This is a genomic window from Desulfovibrio subterraneus (assembly GCF_013340285.1).
GTDB lineage: Bacteria > Desulfobacterota > Desulfovibrionia > Desulfovibrionales > Desulfovibrionaceae > Halodesulfovibrio > Halodesulfovibrio subterraneus.
On the sequence record NZ_BLVO01000012.1, the window covers coordinates 452814 to 478849 of the forward strand.

The 26036-nt window shown below is 58.7% G+C and carries 24 protein-coding genes, 1 tRNA gene and 1 riboswitch; of the genes, 4 read left to right on the forward strand and 21 right to left on the reverse strand.

From position 1 onward, the window contains the following. Positions 1-141 precede the first annotated feature (141 nt). The 21 genes from HUV30_RS05950 to HUV30_RS06050 all read right to left on the reverse strand — a co-directional run bounded on the left by HUV30_RS05950 (position 142) and on the right by HUV30_RS06050 (position 21649). Positions 142-235, reverse strand: a tRNA-Ser gene (locus HUV30_RS05950). Between the two features lie 142 nt (positions 236-377). Continuing rightward, positions 378-1550 carry a radical SAM protein gene (locus HUV30_RS05955; protein ID WP_174404493.1) on the reverse strand — a complete coding sequence of 391 codons (1173 nt, stop codon included), beginning with the start codon at positions 1548-1550 and terminating at the stop codon, positions 378-380. 167 nt (positions 1551-1717) lie between these two features. Further along, positions 1718-2896 (reverse strand): bifunctional glutamate N-acetyltransferase/amino-acid acetyltransferase ArgJ, encoded by a 1179-nt coding sequence (gene argJ, locus HUV30_RS05960; RefSeq protein ID WP_174404494.1) that lies wholly within the window; start codon positions 2894-2896, stop codon positions 1718-1720. A gap of 437 nt (positions 2897-3333) precedes the next feature. After that, entirely contained in the window at positions 3334-5889 is a 2556-nt protein-coding gene (gene secA, locus HUV30_RS05965; RefSeq protein WP_174404495.1) for a preprotein translocase subunit SecA, read from the reverse strand. Positions 5890-6197: 308 nt separating this feature from the next. Next, positions 6198-7382, reverse strand: coding sequence for a (Fe-S)-binding protein (locus HUV30_RS05970; RefSeq protein WP_174404496.1), 1185 nt, complete (start codon positions 7380-7382; stop codon positions 6198-6200). A 2-nt stretch (positions 7383-7384) separates the two neighbouring features. Continuing rightward, positions 7385-8125 (reverse strand): lipid-binding SYLF domain-containing protein, encoded by a 741-nt coding sequence (locus HUV30_RS05975; RefSeq protein ID WP_174404497.1) that lies wholly within the window; start codon positions 8123-8125, stop codon positions 7385-7387. A 298-nt stretch (positions 8126-8423) separates the two neighbouring features. Next, entirely contained in the window at positions 8424-9827 is a 1404-nt protein-coding gene (locus tag HUV30_RS05980; RefSeq protein WP_174404498.1) for an FAD-binding oxidoreductase, read from the reverse strand. A gap of 344 nt (positions 9828-10171) precedes the next feature. Further along, a complete protein-coding gene (smpB, locus tag HUV30_RS05985; protein ID WP_174404499.1) occupies positions 10172-10642 on the reverse strand; it encodes an SsrA-binding protein SmpB in 471 nt (156 codons plus the stop codon). A gap of 8 nt (positions 10643-10650) precedes the next feature. Next, entirely contained in the window at positions 10651-12426 is a 1776-nt protein-coding gene (ptsP, locus tag HUV30_RS05990) for a phosphoenolpyruvate--protein phosphotransferase (RefSeq protein ID WP_174404500.1), read from the reverse strand. After that, positions 12427-12735: an HPr family phosphocarrier protein gene (locus HUV30_RS05995; protein ID WP_174404501.1), complete on the reverse strand. Its 309-nt coding sequence runs from the start codon at positions 12733-12735 to the stop codon at positions 12427-12429. Positions 12736-12756: 21 nt separating this feature from the next. Further along, the gene (locus HUV30_RS06000; RefSeq protein WP_174404701.1) at positions 12757-13533 is read right to left on the reverse strand and encodes a PTS system mannose/fructose/sorbose family transporter subunit IID; all 777 of its coding nucleotides are present in this window, start codon (positions 13531-13533) and stop codon (positions 12757-12759) included. Positions 13534-13601: 68 nt separating this feature from the next. Beyond that, entirely contained in the window at positions 13602-14429 is an 828-nt protein-coding gene (gene rsmI / locus HUV30_RS06005) for a 16S rRNA (cytidine(1402)-2'-O)-methyltransferase (RefSeq protein WP_174404502.1), read from the reverse strand. Further along, positions 14371-14802, reverse strand: coding sequence for a YraN family protein (locus HUV30_RS06010; protein WP_174404503.1), 432 nt, complete (start codon positions 14800-14802; stop codon positions 14371-14373). The genes rsmI and HUV30_RS06010 overlap by 59 nt, the downstream gene beginning before the upstream one ends. Then, entirely contained in the window at positions 14796-15455 is a 660-nt protein-coding gene (rnhB, locus tag HUV30_RS06015) for a ribonuclease HII (protein ID WP_205245201.1), read from the reverse strand. The genes HUV30_RS06010 and rnhB overlap by 7 nt, the downstream gene beginning before the upstream one ends. Positions 15456-15707: 252 nt before the next feature. Beyond that, on the reverse strand, positions 15708-16055 hold the full coding sequence (gene rplS, locus HUV30_RS06020; protein ID WP_174404505.1) for a 50S ribosomal protein L19: 348 nt from the start codon (positions 16053-16055) through the stop codon (positions 15708-15710). 82 nt (positions 16056-16137) lie between these two features. Then, positions 16138-17427, reverse strand: coding sequence for a tRNA (guanosine(37)-N1)-methyltransferase TrmD (trmD, locus tag HUV30_RS06025; protein WP_174404506.1), 1290 nt, complete (start codon positions 17425-17427; stop codon positions 16138-16140). A 10-nt stretch (positions 17428-17437) separates the two neighbouring features. Continuing rightward, positions 17438-17968 carry a ribosome maturation factor RimM gene (gene rimM / locus HUV30_RS06030; protein WP_174404507.1) on the reverse strand — a complete coding sequence of 177 codons (531 nt, stop codon included), beginning with the start codon at positions 17966-17968 and terminating at the stop codon, positions 17438-17440. 17 nt (positions 17969-17985) lie between these two features. Next, positions 17986-18219, reverse strand: a complete 234-nt coding sequence (locus tag HUV30_RS06035; protein WP_174404508.1) for a KH domain-containing protein — start codon at positions 18217-18219, stop codon at positions 17986-17988. 75 nt (positions 18220-18294) lie between these two features. Continuing rightward, positions 18295-18531, reverse strand: a complete 237-nt coding sequence (rpsP, locus tag HUV30_RS06040; RefSeq protein WP_174404509.1) for a 30S ribosomal protein S16 — start codon at positions 18529-18531, stop codon at positions 18295-18297. Between the two features lie 106 nt (positions 18532-18637). Then, positions 18638-20254 (reverse strand): signal recognition particle protein, encoded by a 1617-nt coding sequence (gene ffh / locus HUV30_RS06045; protein ID WP_174404510.1) that lies wholly within the window; start codon positions 20252-20254, stop codon positions 18638-18640. Positions 20255-20467: 213 nt separating this feature from the next. Continuing rightward, positions 20468-21649 carry a pyridoxal phosphate-dependent aminotransferase gene (locus tag HUV30_RS06050; RefSeq protein WP_174404511.1) on the reverse strand — a complete coding sequence of 394 codons (1182 nt, stop codon included), beginning with the start codon at positions 21647-21649 and terminating at the stop codon, positions 20468-20470. 406 nt (positions 21650-22055) lie between these two features. Continuing rightward, positions 22056-22163: riboswitch (SAM riboswitch) on the forward strand. A gap of 9 nt (positions 22164-22172) precedes the next feature. Between HUV30_RS06050 and HUV30_RS06055 the strand changes: the two genes are divergently transcribed. From HUV30_RS06055 to HUV30_RS06070, 4 genes are all read left to right on the forward strand, one after another. Then, positions 22173-22340: a hypothetical protein gene (locus HUV30_RS06055; RefSeq protein ID WP_174404512.1), complete on the forward strand. Its 168-nt coding sequence runs from the start codon at positions 22173-22175 to the stop codon at positions 22338-22340. A 224-nt stretch (positions 22341-22564) separates the two neighbouring features. Then, the gene (metX, locus tag HUV30_RS06060; RefSeq protein WP_174404513.1) at positions 22565-23704 is read left to right on the forward strand and encodes a homoserine O-acetyltransferase MetX; all 1140 of its coding nucleotides are present in this window, start codon (positions 22565-22567) and stop codon (positions 23702-23704) included. Continuing rightward, the gene (gene metW, locus HUV30_RS06065) at positions 23694-24347 is read left to right on the forward strand and encodes a methionine biosynthesis protein MetW (protein WP_174404514.1); all 654 of its coding nucleotides are present in this window, start codon (positions 23694-23696) and stop codon (positions 24345-24347) included. The genes metX and metW overlap by 11 nt, the downstream gene beginning before the upstream one ends. 66 nt (positions 24348-24413) lie before the next feature. Beyond that, positions 24414-25712: an O-acetylhomoserine aminocarboxypropyltransferase/cysteine synthase family protein gene (locus HUV30_RS06070; RefSeq protein WP_205245194.1), complete on the forward strand. Its 1299-nt coding sequence runs from the start codon at positions 24414-24416 to the stop codon at positions 25710-25712. The last annotated feature ends 324 nt before the right edge of the window (positions 25713-26036 follow it).

The following is a 26036-nucleotide window of genomic DNA, read 5'->3' on the forward strand; positions in this document are numbered from 1 at the left end:
GTTGCTATGGCTGTCGTGGTGACGGGCAATCGAAGAGGGGGGGGGCGGGAGTCACTTCAAAAATCACTTCACGGGGTTTTTGGAGTGCCGCGAAAGGGCAATAAGAAAAGGGTCCAGTCTTGCGACTGAACCCTTGAAATCTGGCGATGAGGGAGGGATTCGAACCCTCGATACGCTTTTAAGGCGTATACCCGCTTAGCAGGCGAGCTCCTTCGGCCGACTCGGACACCTCACCGTAATCCTCAGCCTGACGGCTGGCGCATGCGGCCACACATGCGAGACAGACTCATTACAGTAGGCACGGGGGGCTGTCAACCAGATTGGAAGGGATAAAGGGAATTTCATGCAAATCTCAGGGGGCTGAGTGGCGTAGTTGCTCATTCCGCAGCCGAACAGCGGCGGAGAAACTCCAGCCGCTCGGTCATGGATTCACCGGGCGGGAGCAGGGTACCCTGCAACGGGCGGACGAGCCTGGCGAGGCAGAAGGCACATGTGGCAGGCAGCCGGTTTGCGGCAGCGTTCTTTCTGAATGCTCTGTACGCAGCCGCGTTCCATATGTCCTCAAGCGATGCCTCTGCTATGTTGCCGAAGACAAGTCGGGGGAGGGGATGCGCCATGCCGTAGCTCCAGTGCTCACCCGCTTCAGCGGGCAGGCAACCCATAATGCAGGGGGTGATGTCGCCGTCTGCCGTTACAATCATGCTTTCATCAAAAGGTTCGGGGCAATGCCCCTTGAAGTGTGACAGGCCGGATACATCCTTCTTCTTCGTGGCGGAGGTTGTGGGGACTGTTGCAGCAGGGTGGTGCCTGTTGTCCGTGGCAGGGGGAACGGGAAGGCGTGCATGTATGGCAAGCCCGCGTTCAAAGGCCGTGTCGAGCACCTTGATGACCGGCACTATGGCATTGCTGAACTCATGCGGCGTCAGTGATGCGAATGAGTCGTTCTCAAGTTCCGGAGCGGCGAGGACAGAGAGTCCGCTGATGGTCGCTTCATGCGCTCCATAGCGTTCCATCAGGTCGGGGAGAATGGCAATGTCCTGCGTGGTGGATGGCGTGACGAGCCATGCGATATGCAGGTGCGGCAGTCGGGAGTGCAGGCGCTTCCTGATATGTTGCAGACGCTCCATGGCTTCAAGCACCTGTTGGAACGGTGCGCCGGGGCGGAGCCTGTCATGGTTCGGGGCGTTTCCGGCAAGGGAGAAGGCAAGAACGCCAAGGCCCGCCCTGATGAGTGATTCAAGCAGGGTATCCGTAAGATGCTTGCCGGAGCAGGTGGTACCCACGGTGCAGCCTTGTGCCGAGGCAAGGGCAACCATGTGGGGCAGGTCGGGGTGCAGCAGCGGTTCGCCCCATCCCTGCAGGTGCACATGGCGTACCCGCTGCAGCGAGGGCAGCAGCGACTCGAACAGGGACACTGGCATCAAGGTGTTGTTCCAGTCGCGGCGCAGTGCCGTGCGGGGGCAATAGGTGCAGGCGGCGTGGCACGCGGTAGAAACCTCAACCTGAATGGAGCGCCAGCGCGGGCGGCGTCGGAACAGGGAAAAGCCCATAGTGTTGTCCTGTGCCTTTGGGGTGTGAAACGGCGGGAGCGGACAAACTGTAGCAGAAACTGCCGATGGGGCAAAGACTCAGTACACGCGCTGATGAGCGGGGGGCATAACGTAAAAGGCCGGAGGATAATCCCCCGGCCTTGATGATGGACAGCTGTGTCGGCGGGCTAGCTTCTGTAGTCCGCGTTGATGTCTATGTATTTGTGGGTCAGGTCTGAGGCGAGCAGGGTATATGCCCCGTCACCGTGACCGAGTTCGATGTCCAGAACGATATCCACTTCCTTGAGATAGGGTTCCAGCATGGTGTCGAAGTCGGCATCGGTGGGCTGCCCGTTGCGGAACAGTTCCACCCCGCACATGGTTACGACCACGTCATCCGGATCGAACTGCGCACCGGAGCGGCCCAGTGCGGCAACTATGCGGCCCCAGTTGGCATCGCGGCCGTACATGGCGGTCTTTACCAGCGGGGAGTGGCCTACGGTGCGAGCGGCAAGTTCTGCATCTTCCTTGCTCTGTGCACCGGTCACGTTGATGTGGATGACCTTGGTGGCGCCTTCGCCATCCTGCACCAGCTTGTAGGCAATCTCGCGCATGACGGCGGTTACGGCTTCCTGCATGGCGGGGCGGGTGGCCTCGGTCACGGTTACGCCGGAAGCGCCGTTGGCAAGGCCGAAGACGGTGTCGTTGGTGGAGGTGTCGCCGTCCACGGTGACGCGGTTGAACGATTCGTCAACACCCGCACGGAATATCTTCTGCCACATGGCAGGCTCTACGGCTGCATCGGTGATGAACACGGCCAGCATGGTGGCCATGTTGGGGCAGATCATGCCTGCGCCCTTGGCCACGGCCAGCAGGGTGACGGGCTTGCCTTCGATCTCCACCGTGCGCGAAACGATCTTGTTGAACGCATCAGTGGTCATGATGGTGCGCGAAAAGTCTTCGGCCGTGCTCTTGCCAAGGTCGGCGGCAAGCGGAGCGGCTGCGGCTTCCCACTTGGCCATGTTGAACTGCATGCCGATGACCCCTGTGGAAGCGGGCAGAATTTCTTCCGGCATCAGGCCCACGGCGTCTGCCACCAGTTCCATGGTGCGGCGGCAGTTGGTCAGACCCTGTTCGCCCGTGCAGGCGTTTGCATTGCCCGCGTTTATCATAACGGCCCGTGCGAAGGGGCGGGTATCCAGCATGGATTTTGCCATGACAACAGGAGCGGCCTGAAATTTGTTGGTGGTGAAAACACCCGCAGCGGCGGCGGGCAGATCGCTCACGATAAGGCCGAGGTCCTTGCGGCCGGAATACTTGAGATTCGCTTCAATGGTTGAGAAGCGGTATCCTTTGGGGGTGTTCATGGCGGCTCCGGTATGGGGCTGTCCGTTGGTGCGGGCAGCCCTTTCGTCTATCTGGTGAACGGGGCTCCGGTTCCGGATGGGAGCGGGAGACCCCGACGGGCATCAACGTCGTCTATGCGGGCAACCGCGGTTCCGGGCGGTTGCCGTATTGTGCAGCGGGTTCGTAACCGTTTCTACCAGTGGCAGGGCAGGTTGCCGTATTCTGCATCAACGCCTGTCCTTCCTCCGAATGCAGGTGCTTGTCAAGTCTTGCACATCCCGTGGCTTGCCGTAATCGCCAGGCATACCGGTAAAGAGGTTGCGGGTATTCAGCTGTTCTGCGTCATATCATGCGGTGAATTTGTTCCGGAGCAGCACCTGTTCCGGCCACAGCATAAAAAGAGCCCGGGCGGTTGTTAACCGTCCGGGCTGGATATTTTTATCTGCAGGCGCGTCGGCTAGGCGCCAACCCCGCAACACTTCTTGTACTTCTTTCCGCTGCCGCAGGGGCAGGGATCGTTGCGGCCTATCTTGGGCTCGTCGCGGCGGGCGGGCTGCTTTTTGCTTTCAGCCTGCTGGGGGGCCTGCGCTGCGGAGTAGGAAAGGTTCTTCTGGGCTTCCTTGTGGCGAAGTTCTTCGCGCAGACGTTCTTCTTCACGCTGGCGGGCTTCTTCGGCCTGCTCTTCGGCGCGCTGGATGCGCAGGCGGGTGAGCGCCTTGAAGATGTTCTCGCGCATGCGCAGCAGCATGGACTGGAACAGGGAGAAGCCTTCGCGCTTGTATTCCTGCTTGGGGTCACGCTGGCCGTAGCCGCGCAGGCCGATGCCGTCGCGCAGGTGGTCCATGTTGAGCAGGTGTTCCTTCCAGCAGCGGTCCAGTTCTTCGAGCAGGAAGTAGCGCAGGATGTCGGTGTACATTTCCGGCGCTTCGTTCTTCAGGCCGTTAAGGCGTGCAAGCACGGCTTCGCGCACGGCTTCTGCCTCCGGTACGGGGGGCATGGTCATCACGCGGGCGATATTGAAGGTTTCGTCCAGACGGGCGATCATGGTTGCGGCCATTTCGTCGTCGGGGGTCTTCAGGGTCTGCCATTCGCCGTACAGCTCGTCGATGATGTCGTCGAGGAACTCCTGCACCAGCGGCTCAAGATCCTGCTCCATCATGGTGGAGCGGCGCAGGGAGTAGATGACTTCACGCTGCTGGTTCATGACGTTGTCGTAATCCAGCAGGGTTTTGCGTATTTCGAAGTTGTGGCCTTCCACACGCTTCTGGGCGTTTTCAATGGCCTTGGAAACCATGTTGTTGACGATGGGTTCGCCTTCTTCCATGCCCAGCTTCTGCATGAGCGAGGAAATGCGGTCGGAGCCGAACAGGCGCATCAGGTCGTCTTCCAGCGAGAGGAAGAACCGCGAGCTGCCGGGGTCGCCCTGACGACCGGCACGACCGCGCAACTGGTTGTCGATGCGGCGGGATTCGTGGCGTTCGGTGCCGAGAATGTGCAGGCCGCCAAGTTCGCGCACGCCTTCGCCGAGCACGATGTCGGTACCACGGCCTGCCATGTTGGTGGCGATGGTCACGTGGCCCTTCTGACCGGCTTCTGCAACGATCTGCGCTTCTTCCTCATGGTGCTTTGCGTTGAGCACGTTATGGGGAATATTTGCCTTCTTCAGCATGCCGGAAATGAGTTCGGAGTTCTCGATGGAGATGGTGCCCACAAGCACGGGCTGTCCCTTCTTGTGAAGGTCTGCGATCTCCTGGACGATGGCGTTGAACTTTTCGGGGCGGGTGCGGTAGATGCTGTCGGGATAGTCCAGCCGGACCATGGGCCGGTTGGTGGGAATGGAGATGACCTCCAGCCCGTAAATCTGGCCGAATTCAACAGCTTCGGTATCTGCCGTACCGGTCATGCCCGCGAGCTTTTCATACATGCGGAAGTAGTTCTGGAAGGTGATGGAGGCCAGCGTCTGGTTCTCGGCTTCCACCTTCACGCCTTCCTTGGCTTCCAGCGCCTGGTGCAGGCCGTCCGAGAAGCGGCGACCGGGCATGAGGCGGCCGGTGAATTCGTCAACAATGACGACCTGTCCGTCCTTCACGATGTAATCAACGTCGCGTCTGAAAATGTGGTGTGCCTTCAGCGCCTGCAGAATGTGGTGCTGATGGGTGATGTTCTGCGCGTCGTACAGGTTCTCCAGATTGAGCATGCTTTCGCAGCGGGCCACGCCTTCGTCCGTAAGGCCGACACTCTTGGCTTTTTCATCCAGCGTGAAGTGCACGTCCTTTTTCAGCGAAGGAATGATGTTGTCGATGTGCGAATACAGCGTTGTGGAGTCTTCGGAAGCACCGGAGATGATGAGCGGAGTTCTGGCTTCGTCAATGAGGATGGAGTCAACTTCGTCGACAATGGCGTAGTTGTGGGGGCGCTGAACCAGCTGTTCCTTGTAGAACTTCATGTTGTCGCGCAGATAGTCGAAGCCGAATTCGTTGTTCGTGCCGTAGGTAATGTCGGCGTTGTAGGCTTCCTTGCGTTCTTCGTCGGTCAGGCCGTGCACGATGACACCGGTGGTGAGGCCGAGGAATCCGTACAGACGCGCCATCCACTGGGCGTCACGCTTGGCAAGGTAGTCGTTCACGGTAACCACGTGCACGCCCTTGCAGGTCAGCGCGTTCAGCACTACGGGCAGGGTGGCTACAAGGGTTTTACCTTCACCGGTCTTCATTTCCGAGATCATGCCCTTGTGCAGCACGCAGCCGCCGATGAGCTGAACATCGTAGTGGCGCATGTTGAACACGCGCAAACCGGCCTCGCGCACCATGGCGAAGGTTTCCGGAAGAAGGGAATCGAGGGAGGTGCCGTTGGCAACCAGTTCTTTCAGTTCTGCAATGCGTGCGGGAAAGTAGTCGTCCGGCTTATCCCGAAGTCCTGCTTCCAGAGCGTTGATGGTAGAGAGAATGGGGCGCAGTTGCTTGAGAAAGCGGTCGTTTTTGGAGCCGAAGACTTTTTTTATGAGGCCGAGCATTATATCTCCCGAAAAAGGCGTATCGCATCTCCGCCTGAGCGGAGGGATGGACGGAACGTTGATGAAATGTCGTCTGGGTTGCGGGTGGTGTGGCAGCACAAAAAGGCAGTCCCATGGCGAATCCGGTTATTCGTACTGGAAAACTACTAAGAACGCAACGCGGCTTGGCAAGGCGCGCGGTGCATAATTATTGCGCCAGACGTGCTTTTTCCTTGTAAGAATGGCGCGAACGCGGCTTGGGCGAAGGCTGTGAAGTGTCAAAAAAACAGATGCCGCTTCTTTCGTTGAGAGAGCGGCACCTGTTGCGATTATGGTATGAGAATGTCGAGCCAGTGTCCCACCGGTACGTCCGTTCCGTCCAGTGCCGGACGTGAACTGCGCAGCTGCACGGTGCAGCCGCTGCAACCGGTGAGCACCTGTGTTTCCCTGTCCGGCTGCAGGGCCTGCCAGCAGCGTTCTGCCACCTCGCGGGAAAGGGGCTGGTCGCCCAGTTGCAGAATGCCGCCCATGCCGCAGCACTGCACTCCGGACGGAGCGGAGACTCTGTCACCCAGCGTTTTGCCGAGCCACGCCTTATCAGGGTCCTTGCCGCCCCAATGGCAGGGCTGGTGGTAGCGCACCTTGCCGGGGGCGGAGTCGGTTACATTGAATGTGGTTTCGCCCCACAGCGTGGAAAGCGGCACGAGCGAGCCGGCAAACTGTTCAGCTTCACCTTCTTCCCACTTGATTTCGGCGCAATGGGCATATTCGGCAAGGCCATGGTGGCAGGTGGCGCAGAAGGTGGTCATGCGCGGTCTGCCGGCAGCGCGCCATGCCTCCACATTCCGCAGCCGGGCCGAGTGTGCGGCGTCCGGTATGCCTGCATGGTCCAGAGTAAGGCCGCAGCAGGTCATTTCGTTTTCCGAAAGCACCAGAAAGCCGAGCTTCTTGAGAATGGTCAGGGCCTTGGTGTGCCATGCCTTCTGTATGCGTCTGGCTGTGCAGCCGGCAAACAGGAGAACGGATTTGCCTTCGCCCATCCTGTGGTCGTAGTGCTCCACCTTGAGCCACGGTGCTATGTCACGCGCAGGCGTCATGGCCCGGATGGAATCCATCATGCGCGAGAAGGTACGCGGGCCTATGTCCTTGGGGGCCACCTTGCCGAAGGTGGCCAGCGTGGGCCACAAGGCTGCGCTCCGCTCGATCCATTGTTTCCATACCCACTGCTGCCAGCCCGGATGCATGGCCCGAAGTTCGGCCAGCTTCTGCGGCACGGAAAGCTTTTGCGGGCAGGCCGCAAGGCAGCGACCGCACGAAAGGCATTTGTCCGCCAGTTCGCGGCAATCAACCACGTTCAGCTTTTCCGGCGAACGGGCGAGCGTTTTGAGCATGTGCTGTTTGGCCTTGGGGGAAAGTTCCTCCCGTCCCGTTGCAAGCATGACGGGACAGACCGAAAGGCAACGCCCGCACAGGATGCACTCCTGCGCGGGCGGATTCTGAGTGCTGTCGTTCATTATTATTTTATCCCGCTTTCCTCGGTTCCGGTTGCCATCTCGGCAAGCCGGTTACGCAATGCAAGCGAGCCACTGTTATCGACCTTGCCCGAAATGATCTCGGCCGGAGTAACCCCCAGGCCGTAATATGAGAGGTTGCGGTCGTTGTTTATGGCAATGGTGCCGCCTTCCAGCGCCATGCTGAAGGCGAGGCCCTGAGTGAATGCAACATAGATGATGCCCCGCGTATGCGTGGCGTAATCAATCTGTCCGCTGTGACCCGTGGGGCCGAGCGCGGCAGAAATGTCGGCGTTCAGGGTAAGGCCGTCCTTGAGGGCTGCGTCCAGATATCTCTGGTCCATGAGGATGAGCATGACGGTGGAAACCTGACCACCGGCCTGCAGACCCACGCTGAGATCGGCCATGGTTATGAACGCCGGGGCAGTCCATGAACCGTCGGCACTGCGGGCCAGCATGACGCCGTTACCGCCTTCCATGCCGACGATGTAGCTGCCCTTGTAGAGAGAGGGAAAGATGACAACACCGCGGGCTTTGCGCAGATAGGATGCGAACGGGGGAACGCTCCGCTCCTTGTCCAGCCTTTCAAGGGCTGTGAGGGCGCTGTTCACCTGTTGTTGCGCGGCGGAAGGATCGTCCGTGCGGCCTGCATGACGTGCGCCGGTGCAGCCTCCCAGCATAAGGGAGGCCAGCAGACAAATGGCGAGAGCGGCTACGGTGCCGCGTGCTGGTCGTGCAAGGCCCATGGGGTGTTCTCCGTCGGAAGGTGCAAAGGCAGTTCCACATGCATGTGAACCCAATAGTATGGCGCATTCATGATGCAATTCCTTTAAGCCTAGCCTGTTTTTATGAACTGGGCAACGGCCGCGAGTGCAGGGAAAAACAAAAAGAAGCAATTCGGCAGAATGTGACACATTTGCCGCATGATGTTGTGCTGCTTGCGGTGGGAGTGGCGCCGTGTACGGGCTGAGTTGCATGCGCTCAACATGCGGCAGAGGAAGCGGGAGCGGGGGCAGGAAAAACGTGTCCGGCAGCGTTGCCCTGTCAGAACGCTTTGCCCGGATTCATTATATGATGGGGGTCGAACGCAGACTTGATATCCCGCATGATGCGACGCTCTTCTTCCCCCAGCTGCCTATGCACATAGGGTGCCTTGGTCAAGCCTATGCCGTGTTCACCCGAAAGCGTGCCCCGCAAGGCAAGAACATGCTCCATGACGGCGAGTTTGGCCTTTTGCGCGCGTTCCTTCTGGTCGGGGTCCGAGGCATCGTGCATGACGTTTACATGGATGTTGCCATCGCCCACATGGCCGAAGGTGAGGATGGTGAGGCCGCTTTCGTCCGCTATTCTGCGAATGCCGAGCAGTGCGGTAAGCAGGCGGCCACGCGGTACGGTGACATCGTCGGAAATTTTGTTGGGGGCCACATAGAAGGATGCGGGGTTTATGAGGCGGCGGATTTCCCAGAGCGGTTCTTCCTGCTCGGAGCCGATGCCCTGTTCAAGCCATACAGGCGTACTCTGCCCATTCTGCAGGGCCGTATGCAGCCGTTTCAGGTCGTGGGGCAGGGCAGCCTCGCTTCCGTCAAGCCGGAACAGCAGCACGGCGCGGGCGCCATTATCTCCCTGCGGCCAGGGCACTGTCGTAAGTCTGGCCAGACAGTCCAGCACTTCGGCACCCATGAACTCCAGCGCCGTGGGCAGAATGCCCGCACGGAATACGCTGCTCACCGCGCCCATGGCATCTTCCAGCGACGAAAAACCGGCCATGAGGGAGGCGGTTGCCTCGGGCTTGGGCATGAGCTTGAGGGTGATGTTGCTCATGACCCCCAGTGTGCCTTCACTGCCCACCATGAGGCGGGTAAGATCCAGCCCCACCACATTCTTGTGGTTGCGGCCTCCGCATTCAATGACCTTGCCACCGGGGAGCACCACGCGGCAGCCCAGAACCCACTCGCGGGTTACGCCGTATTTCACGGCGCGCATGCCGCCCGCACAGGTCGCGACATTGCCCCCTATTGTCGAAATGCCGAAACTGGCAGGGTCCGGCGGGTAGAAAAGGCCCATGGCCTCCACATGTTTCTGCAGGTCGCCGGTAACAATACCCGGTTCCACCACGGCCACAAAATCGTCTGCGTCCACGTCTATGATGCGGTTCATCTTCAGGGTGGAAATGACGATACCGGGTTTTTCCGGCACGCACAGGCCCACCACGTTGGTGGCACGGGCGCGCGGGTACAGCGGAATACGCTCAGTGTGCGCCCAGCGCATCAGTTCGACGATCTGTTCTTCTGTCTGCGGGCGGACAACAGCCAGCGGCACACCCGTGAGGCGGCTTGCATCAGTTTCGAAGACCAGCATCTGTTCCGGTGTTGTCAGGTAGTCAGTGCCGGGAAACAGATTCTGCAAAAAGCGATGCTGATTGGCGGTGAGGCTGGCGGTCTTCGTCATTGGTTGTCTGAGTGTGGCTGCAGGGTGGTACGGGCGGTTGAATGTTGGTTACAGACGATGCAGGTTGCTGAAAGGGGAAATCGGGGCGCTGCCCCGACCCCGCCAAAGGGAATGATTCCCTTTGGAAACCCCGGTAGGGGGAGCGGGGAGAGAGGCGTTTGTGCTCTCCGTGCCCGTATCAAAAAGCGTGAAGTGAAAGACACACTCGGCTCAGCCTCATATGCTGAGCGAAGCTCCAAATACCTACGTCATTCACGGGGTACAGGGGGCTTAGCCCCCTGTCGGGTGGAGGGCAGAGCCCTCCCCGCCGGAGGCTCTCTTCACTCCTCCGGCTTTCAACAACACTACATGCCTGCCAACTGACGGGCCACGTCGCGTTGAATATCGCGTTCCTTGATGGTGTCGCGCTGATCGTGCAGCTTTTTGCCTCGTCCGAGCGCAATTTCCACTTTCACGCGGGATTCCTTGAAATATATGGAAACGGGCACCACGGAGAAACCGCGCTGGTCCACCTTGGCGGCCCATGCAGAAATCTGGCGGCTGTGCAGCAGAAGCCTGCGTTCGCGGTCGGGGTCGTGCTGGGCGTAGCCTGCGTTTTCATAGGGGGCGATATGCAGGCCCACAAGCCATGCCTCACCGTTTCTGAACTGAACGTAGCTGTCGCGGAAGGCCACAAGGCCCGCGCGCAACGATTTTACCTCGGTGCCGCGCAGTTCTATACCGGCTTCAAGGTTTTCGATGAGTTCGTAATAGTGGCGGGCTTTCTTGTTCTTTGCGATATGCCCGCTGGATTCCTTTTTGTTCTTCTTGCTCATGTCTGTGTCTAATCGTCCTGATCGAGCAGGGATGCAAAAAATGTCAGCTCTTCCGGGAAGCGCTTGAATATGGTCTGGCGCACCTTGCGGTTGATTTTGGAAACAGTGGCGTGGCTGAGCACATCGCGCAGCAGCTGCTTGCACTCTTCCATGTTCACCTGACGGATGATGCGCTTTATGCCGGGTATGGCCTGCGGAGCGATGGAGACCGCATCAATCTGCATGCCCATGAGGATGGGGATGCAGTAGGGGTCGGATGCCACTTCGCCGCAGACGCTCACTTCTATGCCCGCACGGTGCGCCGCGTCCACCACATATTTGATGGACCGCACAATGGCGGGGTGCAGGGGCTGGTACAGGTAGGAGACATGCTTGTTGGCACGGTCGATCCCCAGCGAATACTGGATGAGATCGTTGGTGCCGATGGAGAAGAAGTCCACTTCCTGCGCCAGTGTTTCGGATATCATGACCGCACTGGGCAGCTCGATCATGATGCCCACAGGCATGTTGGGGTTATAGGGAATACCGGCCTCGTCCAGTTCCTGCCGGACGAGGTTGAGCTGGTAGCGGGCCTGCCGTACCTCTTTGATTCCGGAAATCATGGGGAACATGACAGCCACATTGCCATGCACGCTGGCCCGCAGAATGGCCCGCAGCTGCATGCGGAAAAGATCCAGATTTTTCAGGCAATAACGTATGCCACGCAGCCCGAGGGCGGGGTTTGCCTCTTCCAGCTTTTCCTGCGTGTTCATCATCTTGTCCGCGCCCACGTCGAGCGTGCGCAGAGTGACCTTGGCAGGGGCAAGCCGTTCCGCGAGTGTGGCATATTCGCGATACAGCTCCTCTTCGGTGGGAGCCTTCTTGCGGTTCAGAAAGGCATATTCCGTACGGTAGAGGCCCACGCCCTCGCCACCGTTATCAAGCACGCTCTGCAGTTCGTCGGCCAGTTCAATGTTGGCCTGAATATCGAGCCGGAACCCGTCCACGGTCTCACCGGGCAGTTTGCACTGGTGGATGATGGATTTCTGGTAGTTCTCGAACTGGTATTTCAGGTCGGAATAGTCTGCCAGTTCGTCTTCGGTGGGATCGATGAGGATTCGCCCGCGCAGGGCATCCACGATGACGAGCTCTCCGTCGCGAACGCATTCTTCCAGACCTTCCACGCCGACAATGGCGGGAATCTGCAGCGAACGGGCAAGAATGCCCGTATGCGAAGTTTTGCCACCCTCGCAGGTGGTGAAGGACATGATTTTGTCCTGCTCCAGCTCGATGGTGTCCGCCGGCGTAAGATCGTGCGCCATGAGCACCATGCGCTCCTCAAGGGCGCGCGAGGTGTCCGCGCCGCCGAGTAAGCGCTGCATGATGCGCTCCGCAACCACGCGCACGTCCTGAATCCGTTCGCGGATATACGGATCATCAATGGCACTGAAGGCTGCGGCAATGGTCTCCACGGACTGTTCAAGCGCCCATTCCGCCGTAATGCCACGATCGCGTATGCGTGTGGCTGCGGCCAGCATGAGTTTGGGGTCCTGACATATCATGAGGTGCGAATCTATGATGGCCCCATGCTCCCGGAGTTCTTCCGGAACCTTGGCGCGGGCCGCCTCGAACTCGTCGCGCACCATGTTGGACGCGGCGGTGAGCCGGTCGATCTCGTAATCCACCTTGCTGGCCGGAATGGTTTCGCGGGGGATATGCCGTCTGCTCTGGCGGTTGATGAAAAACGCCTTGCCGATGGATATGCCGGCGGAAACCGCTACTCCGTGAAGAATTTCGCGTGCCACTTACGCCCCCTCTCCCAATGTGCGGTGCAGGGTATCGGCCATATGCTCAAGGGCCTGACGTGCATCGTCGCCCCATCCTTTCAGGGTGATCTCGGTTCCACGCACGGCGGCAAGGGAAAGAATGTCGAGGATGGACTTGGCATCCACCTCCTGATCTTCCACCACAAGCCGGAGTTCGCACCGGAACTTCTGGGCTTCCTGTGCTATGCGCGCAGCAGGGCGCGCATGCAGCCCCAGTTCATTTTGCACAAGGATGATTGCTGCGAAGCAATCCTCGTGTTCGGTAATCGTATTACGCACTCTGTGCATTCCTTTTCGGGCTCTGCCGGCTCATATGCCGGAAGAGAAATATCCTGTCAGCATGGGTACGGCTGCCGCAACCAGTGCCAGAATAAAGAAGAGTATTATTCTGGACAGGTGGAAGCGCGCAAGCACCCAACCGGCCAGACACAATCCGGCGCTGGCAAGCCCCCATGCCAGCTCCCCCGGGCGTTCCCATGCGTATTGGGGATGCGCACCGGGCCAGACTTCATATAATAGTATCACAAGAACAACTGCGTTGGCGAGTTTCAGTCGCTCCCCCCAGTTGATAAGATCCCAATTTCTGAGCATGTTCAGCACTTTCAGCCCGCCGCGAAGGCCGGCGGCAAAGGTGAACAGCTTGAAAGCCTGCAGGCTGAGAAAGAGTAAACCTGTCCAGCATAGTGCTGCCCAGTGCAGGTTCGCCACGAGCATACACGTGGTGGTCAGCGACCAGAATACCAGAAAACTGCCGCCGAATACGGAGTCGCCGATGGCGGAAAGGGTGTATGTGGTGGTGTCCTTCAGGGTCGTAAGCATTTCCGGCGGCGCTTTGCCGCGGGCAATGAGTGCTTCCAGCGAGAGGAAGGTGCCCACCAGCAACGGGGTCCAGAAAGGGTGGGTGTTATAATGCTTCAGGTACCGCTTTCTGGCATCACGCCGCTGTTTCGGGTCGGGATATATGGCGCGCAAACCCGGCTCCATGGCATAGACTATTCCCACATTCTGCAGGCCGCGCGTATTGAATGCGGCACCTACAAGGTAGGTGCGCAGAAAGCAGCGCAGCAGAGTTCGGGCATCCGTCATGGTCTTCATGGCGTGGTCTCGTTGGCCGGAAAGTGTCCTGTGTTTTGCAGCCGTTTATGGAAAATGCATCAGCGTTGCATGAGCTGGTATATTTCGCCCACGCTCCAGCCCAGCACGCGGTCTTTCACGCGGCGGGCAATATCCCGGGGTTTGCCGCCGGCAGCGGACTCTTCCCTGATAAGGTCGAGAACGGCCTCATCACCGGGTTTGTCCACACTTTCCGGCGGGCCGACAACAACCGTGATTTCTCCCAGCAGGTCGTCCGGCACAGTGGCATGCGCCTCCAGGCGGGTGAGGATAAACTCCTCATGTGTCTTGGTCAATTCCCGCGCAACGCACAGTTCCCGTGGGCCGAGCACGCCGAAGGCAACTGCGAGCGTCTCCGCAAGGCGGTTTTTTCGCTCAAAGAAGACCAGTGTGGTCTGCACGGAACGGAATTCGCCGAAAAATTTTTCCTGATCGCTTTTCTTGCGCGGGGGAAAGCCCATGAAGGTAAACGGCTGCGGCGCTATGCCGCTGGCAGCGAGCGCCGTCAGGGGAGCACTCGGGCCGGGGACCACGGAGACGGAAAGACCTTCCTGCCGGGCAAGCCGGACCAACCTGTAGCCGGGGTCGGAAAACAGGGGCATGCCCGCATCGGAAACCAGCGCGAGAACCTGTCCCTGCTGCATGGCCTCTACCAGCGAGGGAGATTTTGCTTCCTCGTTATGGTCGTGGAAGCTGGCGAGCTTTTTTACGGTAACCCCTGTCATCTTGAACAGGGTTCCGGCGCGGCGGGTGTCTTCCGCCAGCACAAGGTCGGCGGCTTCCAGCACCTCGCGCGCACGGGGAGAAAGATCACCAGGGTTGCCAAGCGGTGTTGCCACTACCCACAGGTTGGGAGAGATCAAAGGCATTTTCCATGTGCTCCACGTGATAGGTGTCGCCGCTGCGCACAACGGCGATAAGGTCGAAACGGCAAGGCCTGTCCCACAGGTTTGCCGCTGAAATATACTGCTGCGCCGCCCGTATCAGGCTGCGCCGTTTGGCTGCCGTCAGCGCTTCGTCAGGGCGTTGCAGCGAACCCTGCGCACGCGTTTTTACTTCCACGAAGATGGTTTCGTTGCCACGTGTGCAGACGATGTCCAGCTCAAGCTTGCCGTGCCGCCAGTTGCGCGCGGCAATGCGGTACCCGCGGTCGGTCAGAAAGCGGGCTGCGGCCTCTTCCCCGTTTGCTCCGGTGACGAGATGCTGCGGCTTTGCTGTGAATCCACCGTGGTTGCCTACCATAGCGAAGCCTGCTCCGTCATCACTTCTGATGCCTTCTCGGGACGCACTTTGGCAAAGGTGAGCCGGTGCATCCGGCAGGGGCCTGATGCTGCGATGGCGGCAATATGCTCCTGCGTGCCGTAGCCTTTGTGCTGTGCAAATCCGTACTGGGGATACCGGTGGTGCAGGCTGTTCATGAGCCTGTCGCGGAAGGTCTTTGCCAGAATGGACGCTGCGGATATGGCCGGAATCTTGAGGTCGCCCTTGACCACCGTGGTCTGGGCCATGGCTCCTGCCAGTTCCGCGGGTATCTTCTGGTTGCCGTCAATGGCCAGAAAGACCGGTGGCACCTTCAGTGCCTGCACGGCACGATGCATGGCCAGAAAGGTGGCCTGCAGAATGTTGATGCGGTCTATCTCGGCGGGCCAGACAACCCCCACGCCCCATGCAAGGGCCTGCTGCCGTATGACGGGGTAGAGCGCCTCGCGCTTTTTCTCGGTAAGCTTTTTGGAGTCGGTGAGGCCTTCTATGACGAGGCCCTGCGGAAGAATGCAGGCACCGGCCACAACAGGACCCGCAAGGCAGCCACGGCCTGCTTCGTCCACTCCGGCAAAGGGGAGCGGCCATGTTGCCTGCAGATCCGGTTCGGTTCCGTCCGGCGTGAGCAGGTTCATGGTAAGGGTGGAGGCGGCTTTTTTGCGTGGCATGTATCTTCCGGGAATGGTTGAAGTTGGTTCGGGCTGTGTGTCTTTGTAGACAGGTTTTTCCTGCCAGTTCAAGGGAAAAGCGCGTGAGGTCCGCTTTTATGGCGGCTCGGGGCGGATAATGCAGGCAAGACGGGGTTGGCAGTACCGTTCTTCAGGCACGAAAAAAGGGGCTGGCAGTGCCAACCCCTTTCATCACCTTGGTGCAAGAGCCCGAACTGCTTACCAGCGGTTCTTGGGCTTGATGCGGGCAGCCTTACCCTTAAGGTCGCGCAGGTAGTACAGGCGGCTACGACGTACGCGGCCTTCCTGAACCAGTTCCACACGTTCGATGGAGGGAGAGTGCATGGGGAACACGCGCTCAACGCCAACACCTTCGGAAACCTTGCGGACGGTGAAGGTAGCACCGGTGGTGCCGTTGCTGATGCGGATTACGGCACCCTGGAAAACCTGGATGCGTTCCTTTTCGCCTTCGATAATACGCATGTGCACCTTAACGGTGTCGCCGCTGTTGAACTTCGGCATGTCGATGCGCATCTGTTCACGTTCGATCTTCTGAATAGCATTCATATTAGTGTCCCCTTTGGCCTAATTTTTCGCAACACGGGTTACGTGGGGTTTGCGTTCGTTTGTAAACTTTACGGTGCGGCGCTCACAGGGCGTCGCCCAGTATCCGATCAATGATAATGGCTGCAGCCGTCCTCACCGAGAGGTGGTTGTAGCCGTCAAGGTATCGAACCGGCCGCAGTATCCCGTCACACTCCTCAAGAACCTGCGGGGCGAGACCGTGAGCCGTACCAAACAGAAGCAAGACAGGACGTTCCGCCAGCAGCTGGCGAAGGTCGGCAACACTCATGTTGCCCGCTCCCTTGGCGCTCGTCGCAACCAACAGGGGCTTTTGTCCGGTCCGTTCCGAAATATCGCGCACGGCGTCTTCAATATATCCGACACCACGGATGATCTGCAATGCCTCTCCCCTGTCAGGGTTGGCGGCGGTTCCCGGACCGGTCACCCAGTGCCGGAGCAGCTCATCCAGCATGCGCCGCTGATCTTCGATGGGAGTGGAAATGTAGTAACCACCGAGACCATAGGTGCATGAACAGCGGCCTATATCGTGTATATCGAGGTTTGTCAAAGAAACTGCGACAGATTTTTTCTCTTTATTTACAACAGGATAGTGAACCAGTGCGCAAAAGAGATTTCGTCCGACGCGATTTCTGTCTTCTTTTTTCAATATTTCCAGATCGTTGGAAGATAGCGGTGCTTCCTGCAAAATATCAGGTCTGCTGTGCAATGTTATCTTCAACGCCTGCTCACGACGCCACTCGGCTATGCGCTTGTGGTCGCCGGATTTCAGAACATCCGGCACTGCCAGCCCTTCATAAACATCGGGGCGGGTGTAGTGTGGATATTCAAGTAAGCCTGCGGAAAAGCTCTCTTCTTCGCCGGAGTCTTCGTGTCCCATGTAGCCGGGCACAAGGCGCGATGTGGCCTCGATAACCGAAAGGGCAGCGGTTTCTCCGCCGTTGAGCACATAGTCCCCTATGGAGACAGGCTCAATGGAAAAGAGTTCTTCCAACCGTGCATCAAACCCTTCGTAGCGCCCGCAGATGATGGTGACGGATTCCTCCTGCGCCAGTTCGCGGGCCATGGCCTGCGTGAACGGACGCCCCTTGGGGGCCATCATCAATATTCTGCCGGGTTTGCCCGAAGATGCCTGAATGCTGCCAAGAGTCTTTGCCAGAGGGTCTGCCATCATGACCATGCCGGGACCGCCACCGTAGGGGCGGTCGTCCACGGTGTGGTGTCTGTCCGTCGTATGTTCCCTCGGGTTCTTGAACGCGAACGAAACGAGTCCGGATTCACTGGCCTTGGCCATGAGTCCGCACCCGAGCGCAGAGTCGAAGAACTCCGGAAAGAGTGTGACGATGGTAAACTGCATGATGGATGTACTACTCGCCGCCCAGATAGAGGTCGAGCAGTCCTTCTGGCGGTGCAATGGTGACGGTGCCGTTGTCGAGGTCCACACCGGTGACGAACTGGTCGGTGGCGGGGAAGAGTACTTCCCGCTTGTCCGGCGTTTCTATCACCCAGACCTCTGATCCGGCGTTGAATTGAAAGTTAACGATGTGTCCGATGGACGAGCCATCCTCAAGGCGCACTTCAAGACCCTCGAGCTGATAGAGGTATACCTCATCTTCATCGGGGTCGGGCAGAGAGCTCTCGGGGACGAGCACTATTACGTTGCGCAGGGTTTCTGCGCAGTTTCTATCGCGGCAATCCTCAAGCAGAAGCAACTCGCGTCCCTGATGGGTACGCGTAGAGACCACCTTGTGAAGGGTGGGCTTTGACTTGCCTTTCTGCAGCCACACGTGATCGCTCAGAAGTAAAGGGGAGTCCGCGTAGTATTCGACGCAGACTTCCCCCCGCAATCCGTGTGGCTTGACGATCAAGCCTATCTGTAAGAGTCGACTGTCAGTCATCCGCCCGGGCGGAGGCTTTATTCCAGAATTTCCAGAACAGAGCGCTTCCTGGCTTTGGTGGAGGCGGCACCGAGGATGGTGCGCATCGCGCGGGCCGTACGGCCCTGCTTGCCAATTACTTTACCAAGGTCTTCCTTGGCTACCTTCAGTTCAAGAACAGAAGTCTGTTCACCCTCGACCTCAGCTACGGACACTGCGTCAGGGTTGTCTACAAGCGATTTCGCGATGTACTCAACCAGATCCTTCAACATGGCTCACCTCCAGTCGTTGTTCAGCAGGATGTCAGCAATAGGTGAGCTGCCTAGGCAGGTCGCCATGAACAGAAGTTACTTAACTTGCTTGAGAAGGGCGCGAACGGTGTCGCTGGGCTCAGCGCCGTCGTTGATCCACTTCTGAACCTTGTCCATGTCAATCTTGATTTCGGCAGGCTCGACCATGGGGTTGTAGAAGCCCAAGTATTCAAGAGGACGACCATCGCGGCGGGACAGAGTGTTGATCGCCACGACGCGGTAGAATGCACGCTTCTTGTTGCCCATACGGGTCAGTCTGAGTTTAACGGCCATCTCGTTGTTCTCCCATTATATTATGTAATAATATGGTTTTTCCCGGAAAGCGCAAGGGGAAAGAATCCCCCGGTTTCCGTGTCTTCGTTATCGTACCAAGGAGCCGCTATTTTTTCTTGCGACCCTGCTTCTTTTTCAATTTTTCCTTTTTGCGGGCGTCGCGCTTTTTCTTCAGGTCGTCCTTGGAAGGACCCTGAGACGCTTCGCCATCGTCCATCCCGGGGAAACCGGGCATGCCGGGCATTCCAGGCATGCCGCCCATCCCGCCCATGCTCTGCATGGCCTGCATGGCATCCAGATTGGACATATCGGCCTTTGCCTTGCCGGGCAGGCCGCGCAGTTTGCCCATTCCGGGCAGATTCATCCCGGGAATGGTGGGCATGTTGGACATCTTGGGCATTTTGCCCATCTGTCCCTTTTTGCCGCCGCCACCCATCATCTGCTTCATCATCATTCGCATCTGCGAGAAGCTTTTGATGAGGTTGTCCACGTCCTGCACCTTCAGACCGCAGCCGCCTGCAATACGCTTTTTGCGGCTGACGTTGATGAGGTCGGGATTGCGGCGTTCCTGATCCGTCATCGAGTTGATGATCGCCTCGATGCGGTTCATTTCCTTATCCGGCACGTTCAGGTCGCCGAGCTTTTCCTTCAGCGCACCCATGCCGGGGATAAGTTTGAGAATCCCTTCCAGCGACCCGAGCTTGCGCATGCGGCGCATCTGGGTGCGGAAGTCCTCGAAGTCGAATTCGGCCTTCTGCATCTTGCGGGCCATGGCTTCGGCTTCTTCCTGCGATACCTCGGCCTGCGCTTTTTCAACGAGGGTGAGCACGTCACCCATGCCGAGGATGCGTCCGGCGATTCGGTCCGGATGGAAGACTTCAAGGTCGGAAATTTTTTCGCCCATACCGACAAACTTCACGGAAGTGCCGGTAACGGTCTTGATGGAAAGGGCTGCGCCGCCGCGGGCATCACCATCCATCTTGGTGAGCACGGCACCGGTGAGGCCGAGCTTGGCGTTGAACGCCTCGGCCACGGTAACGGCGTCCTGACCGGTCATTGCGTCTGCAACAAAAAGGATTTCAGCCGGATTGAGCTTTTCCTTGATGTTGACCAGCTCGTTCATGAGCTGTTCGTCCACATGCAGACGGCCGGCGGTGTCGAGCAGTATCACATCGCACTGCTGTTCGCGCGCTTCCGCATAGGCAGCAACGGCGATATCCACAGGATTCATCTGCGTTGTGGATGCATACGCCGGAATGCCTAACTGCTTCGCCAGCGTGTGCAGCTGGTCGATAGCAGCGGGGCGGTAGACGTCGGCGGGCACAAGGTAGGGCTTCAGCTTCTGCTTGCGCAGGAAGTTGGCCAGCTTGGCGGACGACGTTGTCTTACCGGACCCCTGCAGGCCCACCATCATGATGACATGGGGCTTTGCACCGCTCAGGTTCAGGCTCGTGGTGTCGCCGCCGAGCAGTTCCACCAGTTCGTCATGAACGATCTTGATGACCTGCTGCGCAGGGTTGACGCCTTTGAGCACCTCCTGACCAAGGCAACGCTCACGGACACGGTCGGTGAAATCCTTCACCACCTTGAAGTTAACGTCCGCTTCCAGCAGGGCAAGGCGAACCTCGCGCAGGCCCTCCTGCACGTTTTCCTCGTTCAGGGTCTTTTGACCACTGAACTTTTTGAATACAGAATTCAGTCTGTCGGAAAGAGTCTCAAACATCAGCACTCCACGAGAAAGACATAAGAGCGAGATCGGTAATCGAGTCCCGAAGGAAAGTCAAGGGTTCCGGTCCGCTTGTCAAGGGAAAGTTACAGGCGTTTTCAAAAAAAGCGTTGGTGACAACCGCCTGAAGTCATTCAAGGAAAACGGCGCATCGCTTGCGGGGATGCGCCGTTTGAATGATGCACAAAATAACGCGTGAGTTTTTCGCCGCTAGCGGTTGGCCTTTCTGAAGCCTTCTGCCGCGCGTTCGATAACTTCTTCGCCCACGCAGAAGGTCAGGCGGAAGTAACCGGGGCCGCCAAAGCCCGTTCCGGGTACGGCGAGCACCTTTTCTTCCATCAGGCGCTGGCAGAACGCAACATCGTCTCCGCCGGGAGCCTTGGGGAAGAAGTAGAACGCCCCCTTGGGCATGAGGAAGTCGTATCCGGCTTCGGTGAGCACGCGGGCCATCACGTCACGGCGCTTTGCGTAGATGCCTGCATCCACCTGTGCAGTGAGGGCGGCCTTGAGCAGATGCTGGCCGATGACGGGCGGGTTCACGAAGCCGAGAATGCGGTTGGTGAGCATGAGTCCGGCCATGAGCTTGCCGCGTTCGGGCATGCGGGGCGAAAGACAAACATAGCCCACGCGCTCGCCTGCCAGCGACAGGTTCTTGGAGAACGAAGAAAGCACCACGGCGTAGTCATACAGGGGCAGTACGCTCGGCACTTCAACGCCGTCAAAGGCGAGGAAGCGGTAAGGCTCGTCGGAGATCAGGAATATCGGGCGGCCGTATTCCCTGCTCTTGGCATCCAGCAGGGCAGCGAGGGAAGTGATTTCTTCCTTGGTATACACCGCGCCGGTGGGGTTGTTGGGCGAGTTGATGATAACGCCGCGGGTTTTGGGCGTCATGGCGGCTTCAATGCTGTCGATATCCAGCTCGAAGGTGTCGGGCTTGGACTTGGCAGGCTTGAAGGTCACCTGATGGTTGGAGGTGTAGAAACCGTATTCCACGAAATAGGGGGCCACGCCCACCACCTCGTCACCGGGTTCCATCACCGCGCGGAAAAAGGCGTTCATGGCACCGGCAGCGCCGCAGGAGATGAGGCAGTCATCACCGGAGACTTCCACTCCCTGTTCCTTCTTCACGAGGTCGGCAATGATCTGGCGCGCCCACGGAAAACCGCCATTGGGCATGTAGCCGAAGGTGAAGGGCTCTTCGCACTTGTCGGCAAGGTCGCGCAGAATGTCGCCTACCAGTGCGGGGGCGGGCACGTCGGGGTTGCCGAGGCTGAAATCGCATACGGCATCCGCGCCATACTGTTTCTTCAGGGCGATGCCTGATTCGAACATCTTCCGGATCCATGAGGAGTTCTCGATGAAGCCGGAAACCTGCTGGGAGAGAAGTGTCATTGCAGTACCTCTGATTGGCTTGGGTGCCGGGAATGTTGCGTATGATGTGTCCGCAGCCCGTGATGCCGGACTCCGGATAGGTCTGGATAGGGCATGCTGGCGCGAATGTCCAGCCGCTGGCGTACGCGGCGTGAATCTGCAGCCAACCGCGAATGCGGGGTGAATGTCCGGCCAATCGCGAATGCGGGGTGAATGTCCGGCCAATCGCGAATGCGGGGTGAATGTCTAGCTGGCGTCTATGCAGGGGGGGGGCGCGGCGCGGCCAGTCGCCATACGCAGTGCGCCGTTGTGAGGGACTCTCTCCGGATGCGGGGCGTACACTGCTGGTACGGCTTTCGGTTCAGTGGCGGGAGTTTTCTTGGCTGTTCTGCTTGACGGCGATCGTCGGGCGTCTTATCAGGATCAAAGATCATTAAGAAGGCGTGAGAGACCTGGCTCGCAGACCGCCTAGCAACCTGAATCCGACATTTGGTCAAGGTGCTACTGCCAGCCCGCACAGCGGGACCGATGAGGTAACAATACTATGATCACCATTACCCTCGCCATACAGACCATCATAGCCATAGGCCTCGCCTGTGGTCTTGCCGCCATGATCCTTCGCGCGGTTCGTCCCGAACCCCGCCTTGTGCCCGTCCGTGTTTCCGACTGTACCCGTGGTCGGCGAATGCGGTCAGGGCATCGCCCTCGCTAGTGAGCAGGCCCTGAAGGGCTTACTCTCTTTCTGTTGCTACCCGTAAATATAATGCTTCACTAAATATAATGCTTCACTGGTGCAGCGCGGCCCGTTTTCTGCCATGCTGTAACCAGTGTGCTTTCGTGCAACGCATCTACCGTATTCTGCGGTGTTGCCGTGTCATATCCTCCCTCCAGCGAGGGCGGACGTGCGCGGCTCTCTGCGGATGCAGAGGTATACGTATGACGCAATCCAATTCTTCCGGGGCGGAAACCGCAGCCAACGGGGCAAGCCTGTTCACCCTGCCTGAGCCGCTTGTTTTCAGAAGCGGGGCGGAGCTTGCCGGTGTGCAGCTTGCCTATGAAACCTTCGGCACGCTGGCATCCGACAAAAGCAATGCCGTGCTCATCTGTCACGCCCTGACAGGCGACTCGCATGTGGCGGCTTCAACTCGCGACGGGCAGGAAAAGCCCGGCTGGTGGGACGAGTATGTCGGCCCCGGCAAGCCCGTGGATACGAACCGGTTCTTTGTCATCTGCTCCAACATTCTTGGCAGCTGTTACGGTTCCACCGGACCGGCGAGTCTGAATCCGGCCACGGGTGAACCGTACGGGCTGGATTTTCCTGTGGTCACCATTACCGACATGGTCCGGGCGCAGCGTGAGTTGGTGCGGCATTTCGGTATTACCCGCTTGTGCGCGGTTCTCGGCGGTTCGCTTGGGGGCATGCAGGTGCTGGAGTGGGCGGCGCGGTATCCTGAAATGGTTGCCGCGGCTGTTCCCATTGCCACGACCACGCGGCACTCGGCGCAGGCCATCGCCTTTAACGAGGTGGCCCGGCAGTCTGTCATCTCCGACCCCAACTGGAAGCAGGGCGGGTATTACGGCGGTCCCGCGCCGGATCTCGGCCTCGCCGTGGCGCGCATGATAGGCCACATCACCTATCTTTCCGATGAATCCATGCACGTGAAGTTCGGCCGCAACCTGCAGAACAGGGAGCATCTGTCCTTCAACTTCGAAACGGATTTTCAGGTGGAAAGCTATCTGCATCATCAGGGCCGCAAGTTTGTGCAGCGCTTCGACGCCAACTCCTTTCTATATGTCACCAAGGCGGCAGATTACTTCGACCTGGAGCTGGAAAAGCCGGAAAGCTACGCAGCGCAGGCCTTTGCCGCATCCGACACGCGTTTTCTGGTCATCTCCTTCACCTCGGACTGGCTGTACCCCAGCTATCAGTCCAAGGGGCTGGTCGCGCATTTGCAGCGGACAGGCAGGGACGTAAGCTTCTGCGACATCACGGAGAAATGGGGACACGATGCCTTTCTGCTTCCCAACAACCATTTTGCCGATATTCTGGGAGGGTTCTTCCGCCATGTCCGCTAACCAGACAGATACCTCCCGTGGCGCGCGGCCATCTGACCGGCCGCTCCGTTTCGACCAGCAGGTCATCGCCTCGTGGATTGAGCCGGAAAGCCGCGTGCTTGACCTCGGCTGCGGAGACGGCCAGCTGCTCGGCCATCTCGTGCGCGACAAGCGCGTATTCGGCACGGGCATTGAACTTTCAGAAGCCCGCGTGGCCCAGTGCATAGGGCAGGGACTTTCCGTGGTGCACGGCAACGTGAACGAGGAATTGCCCAACTATCCCGACAAGGCGTTCGACTATGTCATCGTCAGCCAGACGCTGCAGCAGGTGCACCGGCCCACCAGAATGCTGAAGCAGCTCCTGCGTGTGGGGCGGTTCGGCATCGTGAGCTTTCCCAACTTCGGGTACTGGAAGGTGCGCCTGCAGGCCATATTCGGCGGCCGCGCTCCAAAGACCCGCGAACTGCCTTATGAATGGTACGACACCCCCAACATCCGTGTGCTGACCCTGAACGATTTTCATAATTACGGAGCCGAGATTCCCTTCCGCATCATGCGGCAGGAGGCCGTGACCATGCCAGCCGGAGATCAGTATCCGAAGCATGTGAGTCTGCTGCCCAACCTTCGCGCATCGTACGGCATATTCATGATTGAAGGGCGCTGACCGGAAATCCGGCCCCGATAATCACGAGAAACTGCATCCATTACAGATAACACCATGGAGACCACCATGACCGCATCATACCGTTTCGAGACCAAGGCCCTGCATGCAGGCTTTTCCAAGGATCAGAGCAACGCCCGCGCCATTCCGGTGCACCGTACGGCGGCTTATCTGTTCAACAACACGGAGCATGCCGCTAACCTGTTTGCGCTGAAGGAACTGGGCAATATCTATACCCGACTGGGCAACCCCACGCAGGATGCGCTGGAGCAGCGCATTGCCGCGCTGGAGGGGGGAGCCGCCGCTGTGGCGCTTGCTTCCGGTACCACGGCCATTCATTACACCGTGCTGAATATCTGCCGGAAAGGTGATGAAATCGTTTCTTCATCCAACCTGTACGGCGGCACCTACACCATGTTCGATGCCATTCTGCCGGATCAGGGCATCACCACCCGTTTTGCGGACTTCACCAATCCTGACGACATTCGCGCCAAGATTACGCCGAACACCCGCATGCTGTTCACCGAGGTGATCGGTAATCCTTCTCTGGATGTGGTCAATCTGCGTGCTGTGGCCAAGGTTGCGGAAGAATTTCATCTGCCGCTGGTGGTGGATTCCACCTTCACGCCCCCCAGCCTGTTCCGTCCGCTGGAGCATGGTGCGCATGTGGTGGTGCATTCGCTGACCAAATGGATTGGCGGGCATGGCACAGGGATTGGCGGCATCGTGGTCGATGGCGGTAACTTCGACTGGACCGATCCGAAGTTCGCACTGTTTAACGAGCCTGATCCTTCCTACCACGGAATACGCTATGCCCATGATCTCGGGCCGCTGAACCCCGTAGCGTTTGCCCTGCGTCTGCGCCTTGTGCCGCTGCGCAATCTCGGTGGCTGCATCAGCCCGGACAACTGCTGGATATTCCTGCAGGGGCTGGAAACCCTGAGCCTGCGTATGGAACGGCACTGCGAAAACGCCCAGCGCGTGGCCGAGTATCTGCAGCAGCATGCGCATGTGGCGTGGGTGCGGTATGCCGGTCTTGCAGGCGATCCTTCGCATGCGGCGGCGCGGGAGCAATTCACAGGCGGATACGGGGGCATGGTCGTATTCGGGATAAAGGGCGCATCGGGCAACGGTGCGGAGGCGGGGGCGAAGTTCATAGACAGCCTCAAACTTGTTTCGCACCTCGCTAACGTGGGAGATGCCAAGAGTCTGGCCATTCATCCCGCCTCTACCACGCATTCGCAATTGACTGAAGAGCAGCAGCGTGCAGGTGGCATTACCCCGGATTTGATTCGCTTCTCCGTAGGCATCGAGCATATTGATGATATTCTGGAAGATGTAGGGCAGGCGTTGGAGAAGGCTTGTTAGGGAGGTGGTGAAGGGGGAGTGTTTATCCTTTCATCGATTCAATGGAATCTTATCTAATGTATCCTTTTGCTGCCTTCAGCAGGACCAGAGGGGGCCTCAGCCGGGGCGTGCCGCCCCTTAGCAAGACCCCCTCTGGACTCCCCCTGCCTCGCCCCTGCGATTCGTTGTCTGATCATTCTCTTCCGCCGTGGAAGCGAAGCGCTTCCAATCGGCCTGTAGTTTTGTAGGAATTAAGGCACAGCTTACCTCGATAGCATGCAAAGCGTTGGCGCTAGAGCATATGATTTGGTTTGGTAAAGAGAAATGCCAACCGGCATGCCGAAG

Coding starts and splice junctions, on each gene's coding strand:
- ffh (WP_174404510.1), bottom strand. CDS start 20,254: ATGTTTGAGACTCTTTCCGACAGACTGAATTCTGTATTCAAAAAGTTC.
- rimM (WP_174404507.1), bottom strand. CDS start 17,968: ATGACTGACAGTCGACTCTTACAGATAGGCTTGATCGTCAAGCCACAC.
- HUV30_RS06000 (WP_174404701.1), bottom strand. CDS start 13,533: ATGACGGATGCCCGAACTCTGCTGCGCTGCTTTCTGCGCACCTACCTT.
- rsmI (WP_174404502.1), bottom strand. CDS start 14,429: ATGCCTTTGATCTCTCCCAACCTGTGGGTAGTGGCAACACCGCTTGGC.
- HUV30_RS06035 (WP_174404508.1), bottom strand. CDS start 18,219: ATGTTGAAGGATCTGGTTGAGTACATCGCGAAATCGCTTGTAGACAAC.
- argJ (WP_174404494.1), bottom strand. CDS start 2,896: ATGAACACCCCCAAAGGATACCGCTTCTCAACCATTGAAGCGAATCTC.
- metX (WP_174404513.1), top strand. CDS start 22,565: ATGACGCAATCCAATTCTTCCGGGGCGGAAACCGCAGCCAACGGGGCA.
- HUV30_RS05955 (WP_174404493.1), bottom strand. CDS start 1,550: ATGGGCTTTTCCCTGTTCCGACGCCGCCCGCGCTGGCGCTCCATTCAG.
- secA (WP_174404495.1), bottom strand. CDS start 5,889: ATGCTCGGCCTCATAAAAAAAGTCTTCGGCTCCAAAAACGACCGCTTT.
- HUV30_RS05980 (WP_174404498.1), bottom strand. CDS start 9,827: ATGACGAAGACCGCCAGCCTCACCGCCAATCAGCATCGCTTTTTGCAG.
- HUV30_RS06050 (WP_174404511.1), bottom strand. CDS start 21,649: ATGACACTTCTCTCCCAGCAGGTTTCCGGCTTCATCGAGAACTCCTCA.
- rpsP (WP_174404509.1), bottom strand. CDS start 18,531: ATGGCCGTTAAACTCAGACTGACCCGTATGGGCAACAAGAAGCGTGCA.
- HUV30_RS05995 (WP_174404501.1), bottom strand. CDS start 12,735: ATGCACAGAGTGCGTAATACGATTACCGAACACGAGGATTGCTTCGCA.
- HUV30_RS06055 (WP_174404512.1), top strand. CDS start 22,173: ATGATCACCATTACCCTCGCCATACAGACCATCATAGCCATAGGCCTC.
- HUV30_RS05970 (WP_174404496.1), bottom strand. CDS start 7,382: ATGAACGACAGCACTCAGAATCCGCCCGCGCAGGAGTGCATCCTGTGC.
- HUV30_RS05975 (WP_174404497.1), bottom strand. CDS start 8,125: ATGGGCCTTGCACGACCAGCACGCGGCACCGTAGCCGCTCTCGCCATT.
- smpB (WP_174404499.1), bottom strand. CDS start 10,642: ATGAGCAAGAAGAACAAAAAGGAATCCAGCGGGCATATCGCAAAGAAC.
- trmD (WP_174404506.1), bottom strand. CDS start 17,427: ATGCAGTTTACCATCGTCACACTCTTTCCGGAGTTCTTCGACTCTGCG.
- HUV30_RS06070 (WP_205245194.1), top strand. CDS start 24,414: ATGACCGCATCATACCGTTTCGAGACCAAGGCCCTGCATGCAGGCTTT.
- rnhB (WP_205245201.1), bottom strand. CDS start 15,455: ATGAACCTGCTCACGCCGGACGGAACCGAACCGGATCTGCAGGCAACA.
- rplS (WP_174404505.1), bottom strand. CDS start 16,055: ATGAATGCTATTCAGAAGATCGAACGTGAACAGATGCGCATCGACATG.
- HUV30_RS06010 (WP_174404503.1), bottom strand. CDS start 14,802: ATGGTAGGCAACCACGGTGGATTCACAGCAAAGCCGCAGCATCTCGTC.
- metW (WP_174404514.1), top strand. CDS start 23,694: ATGTCCGCTAACCAGACAGATACCTCCCGTGGCGCGCGGCCATCTGAC.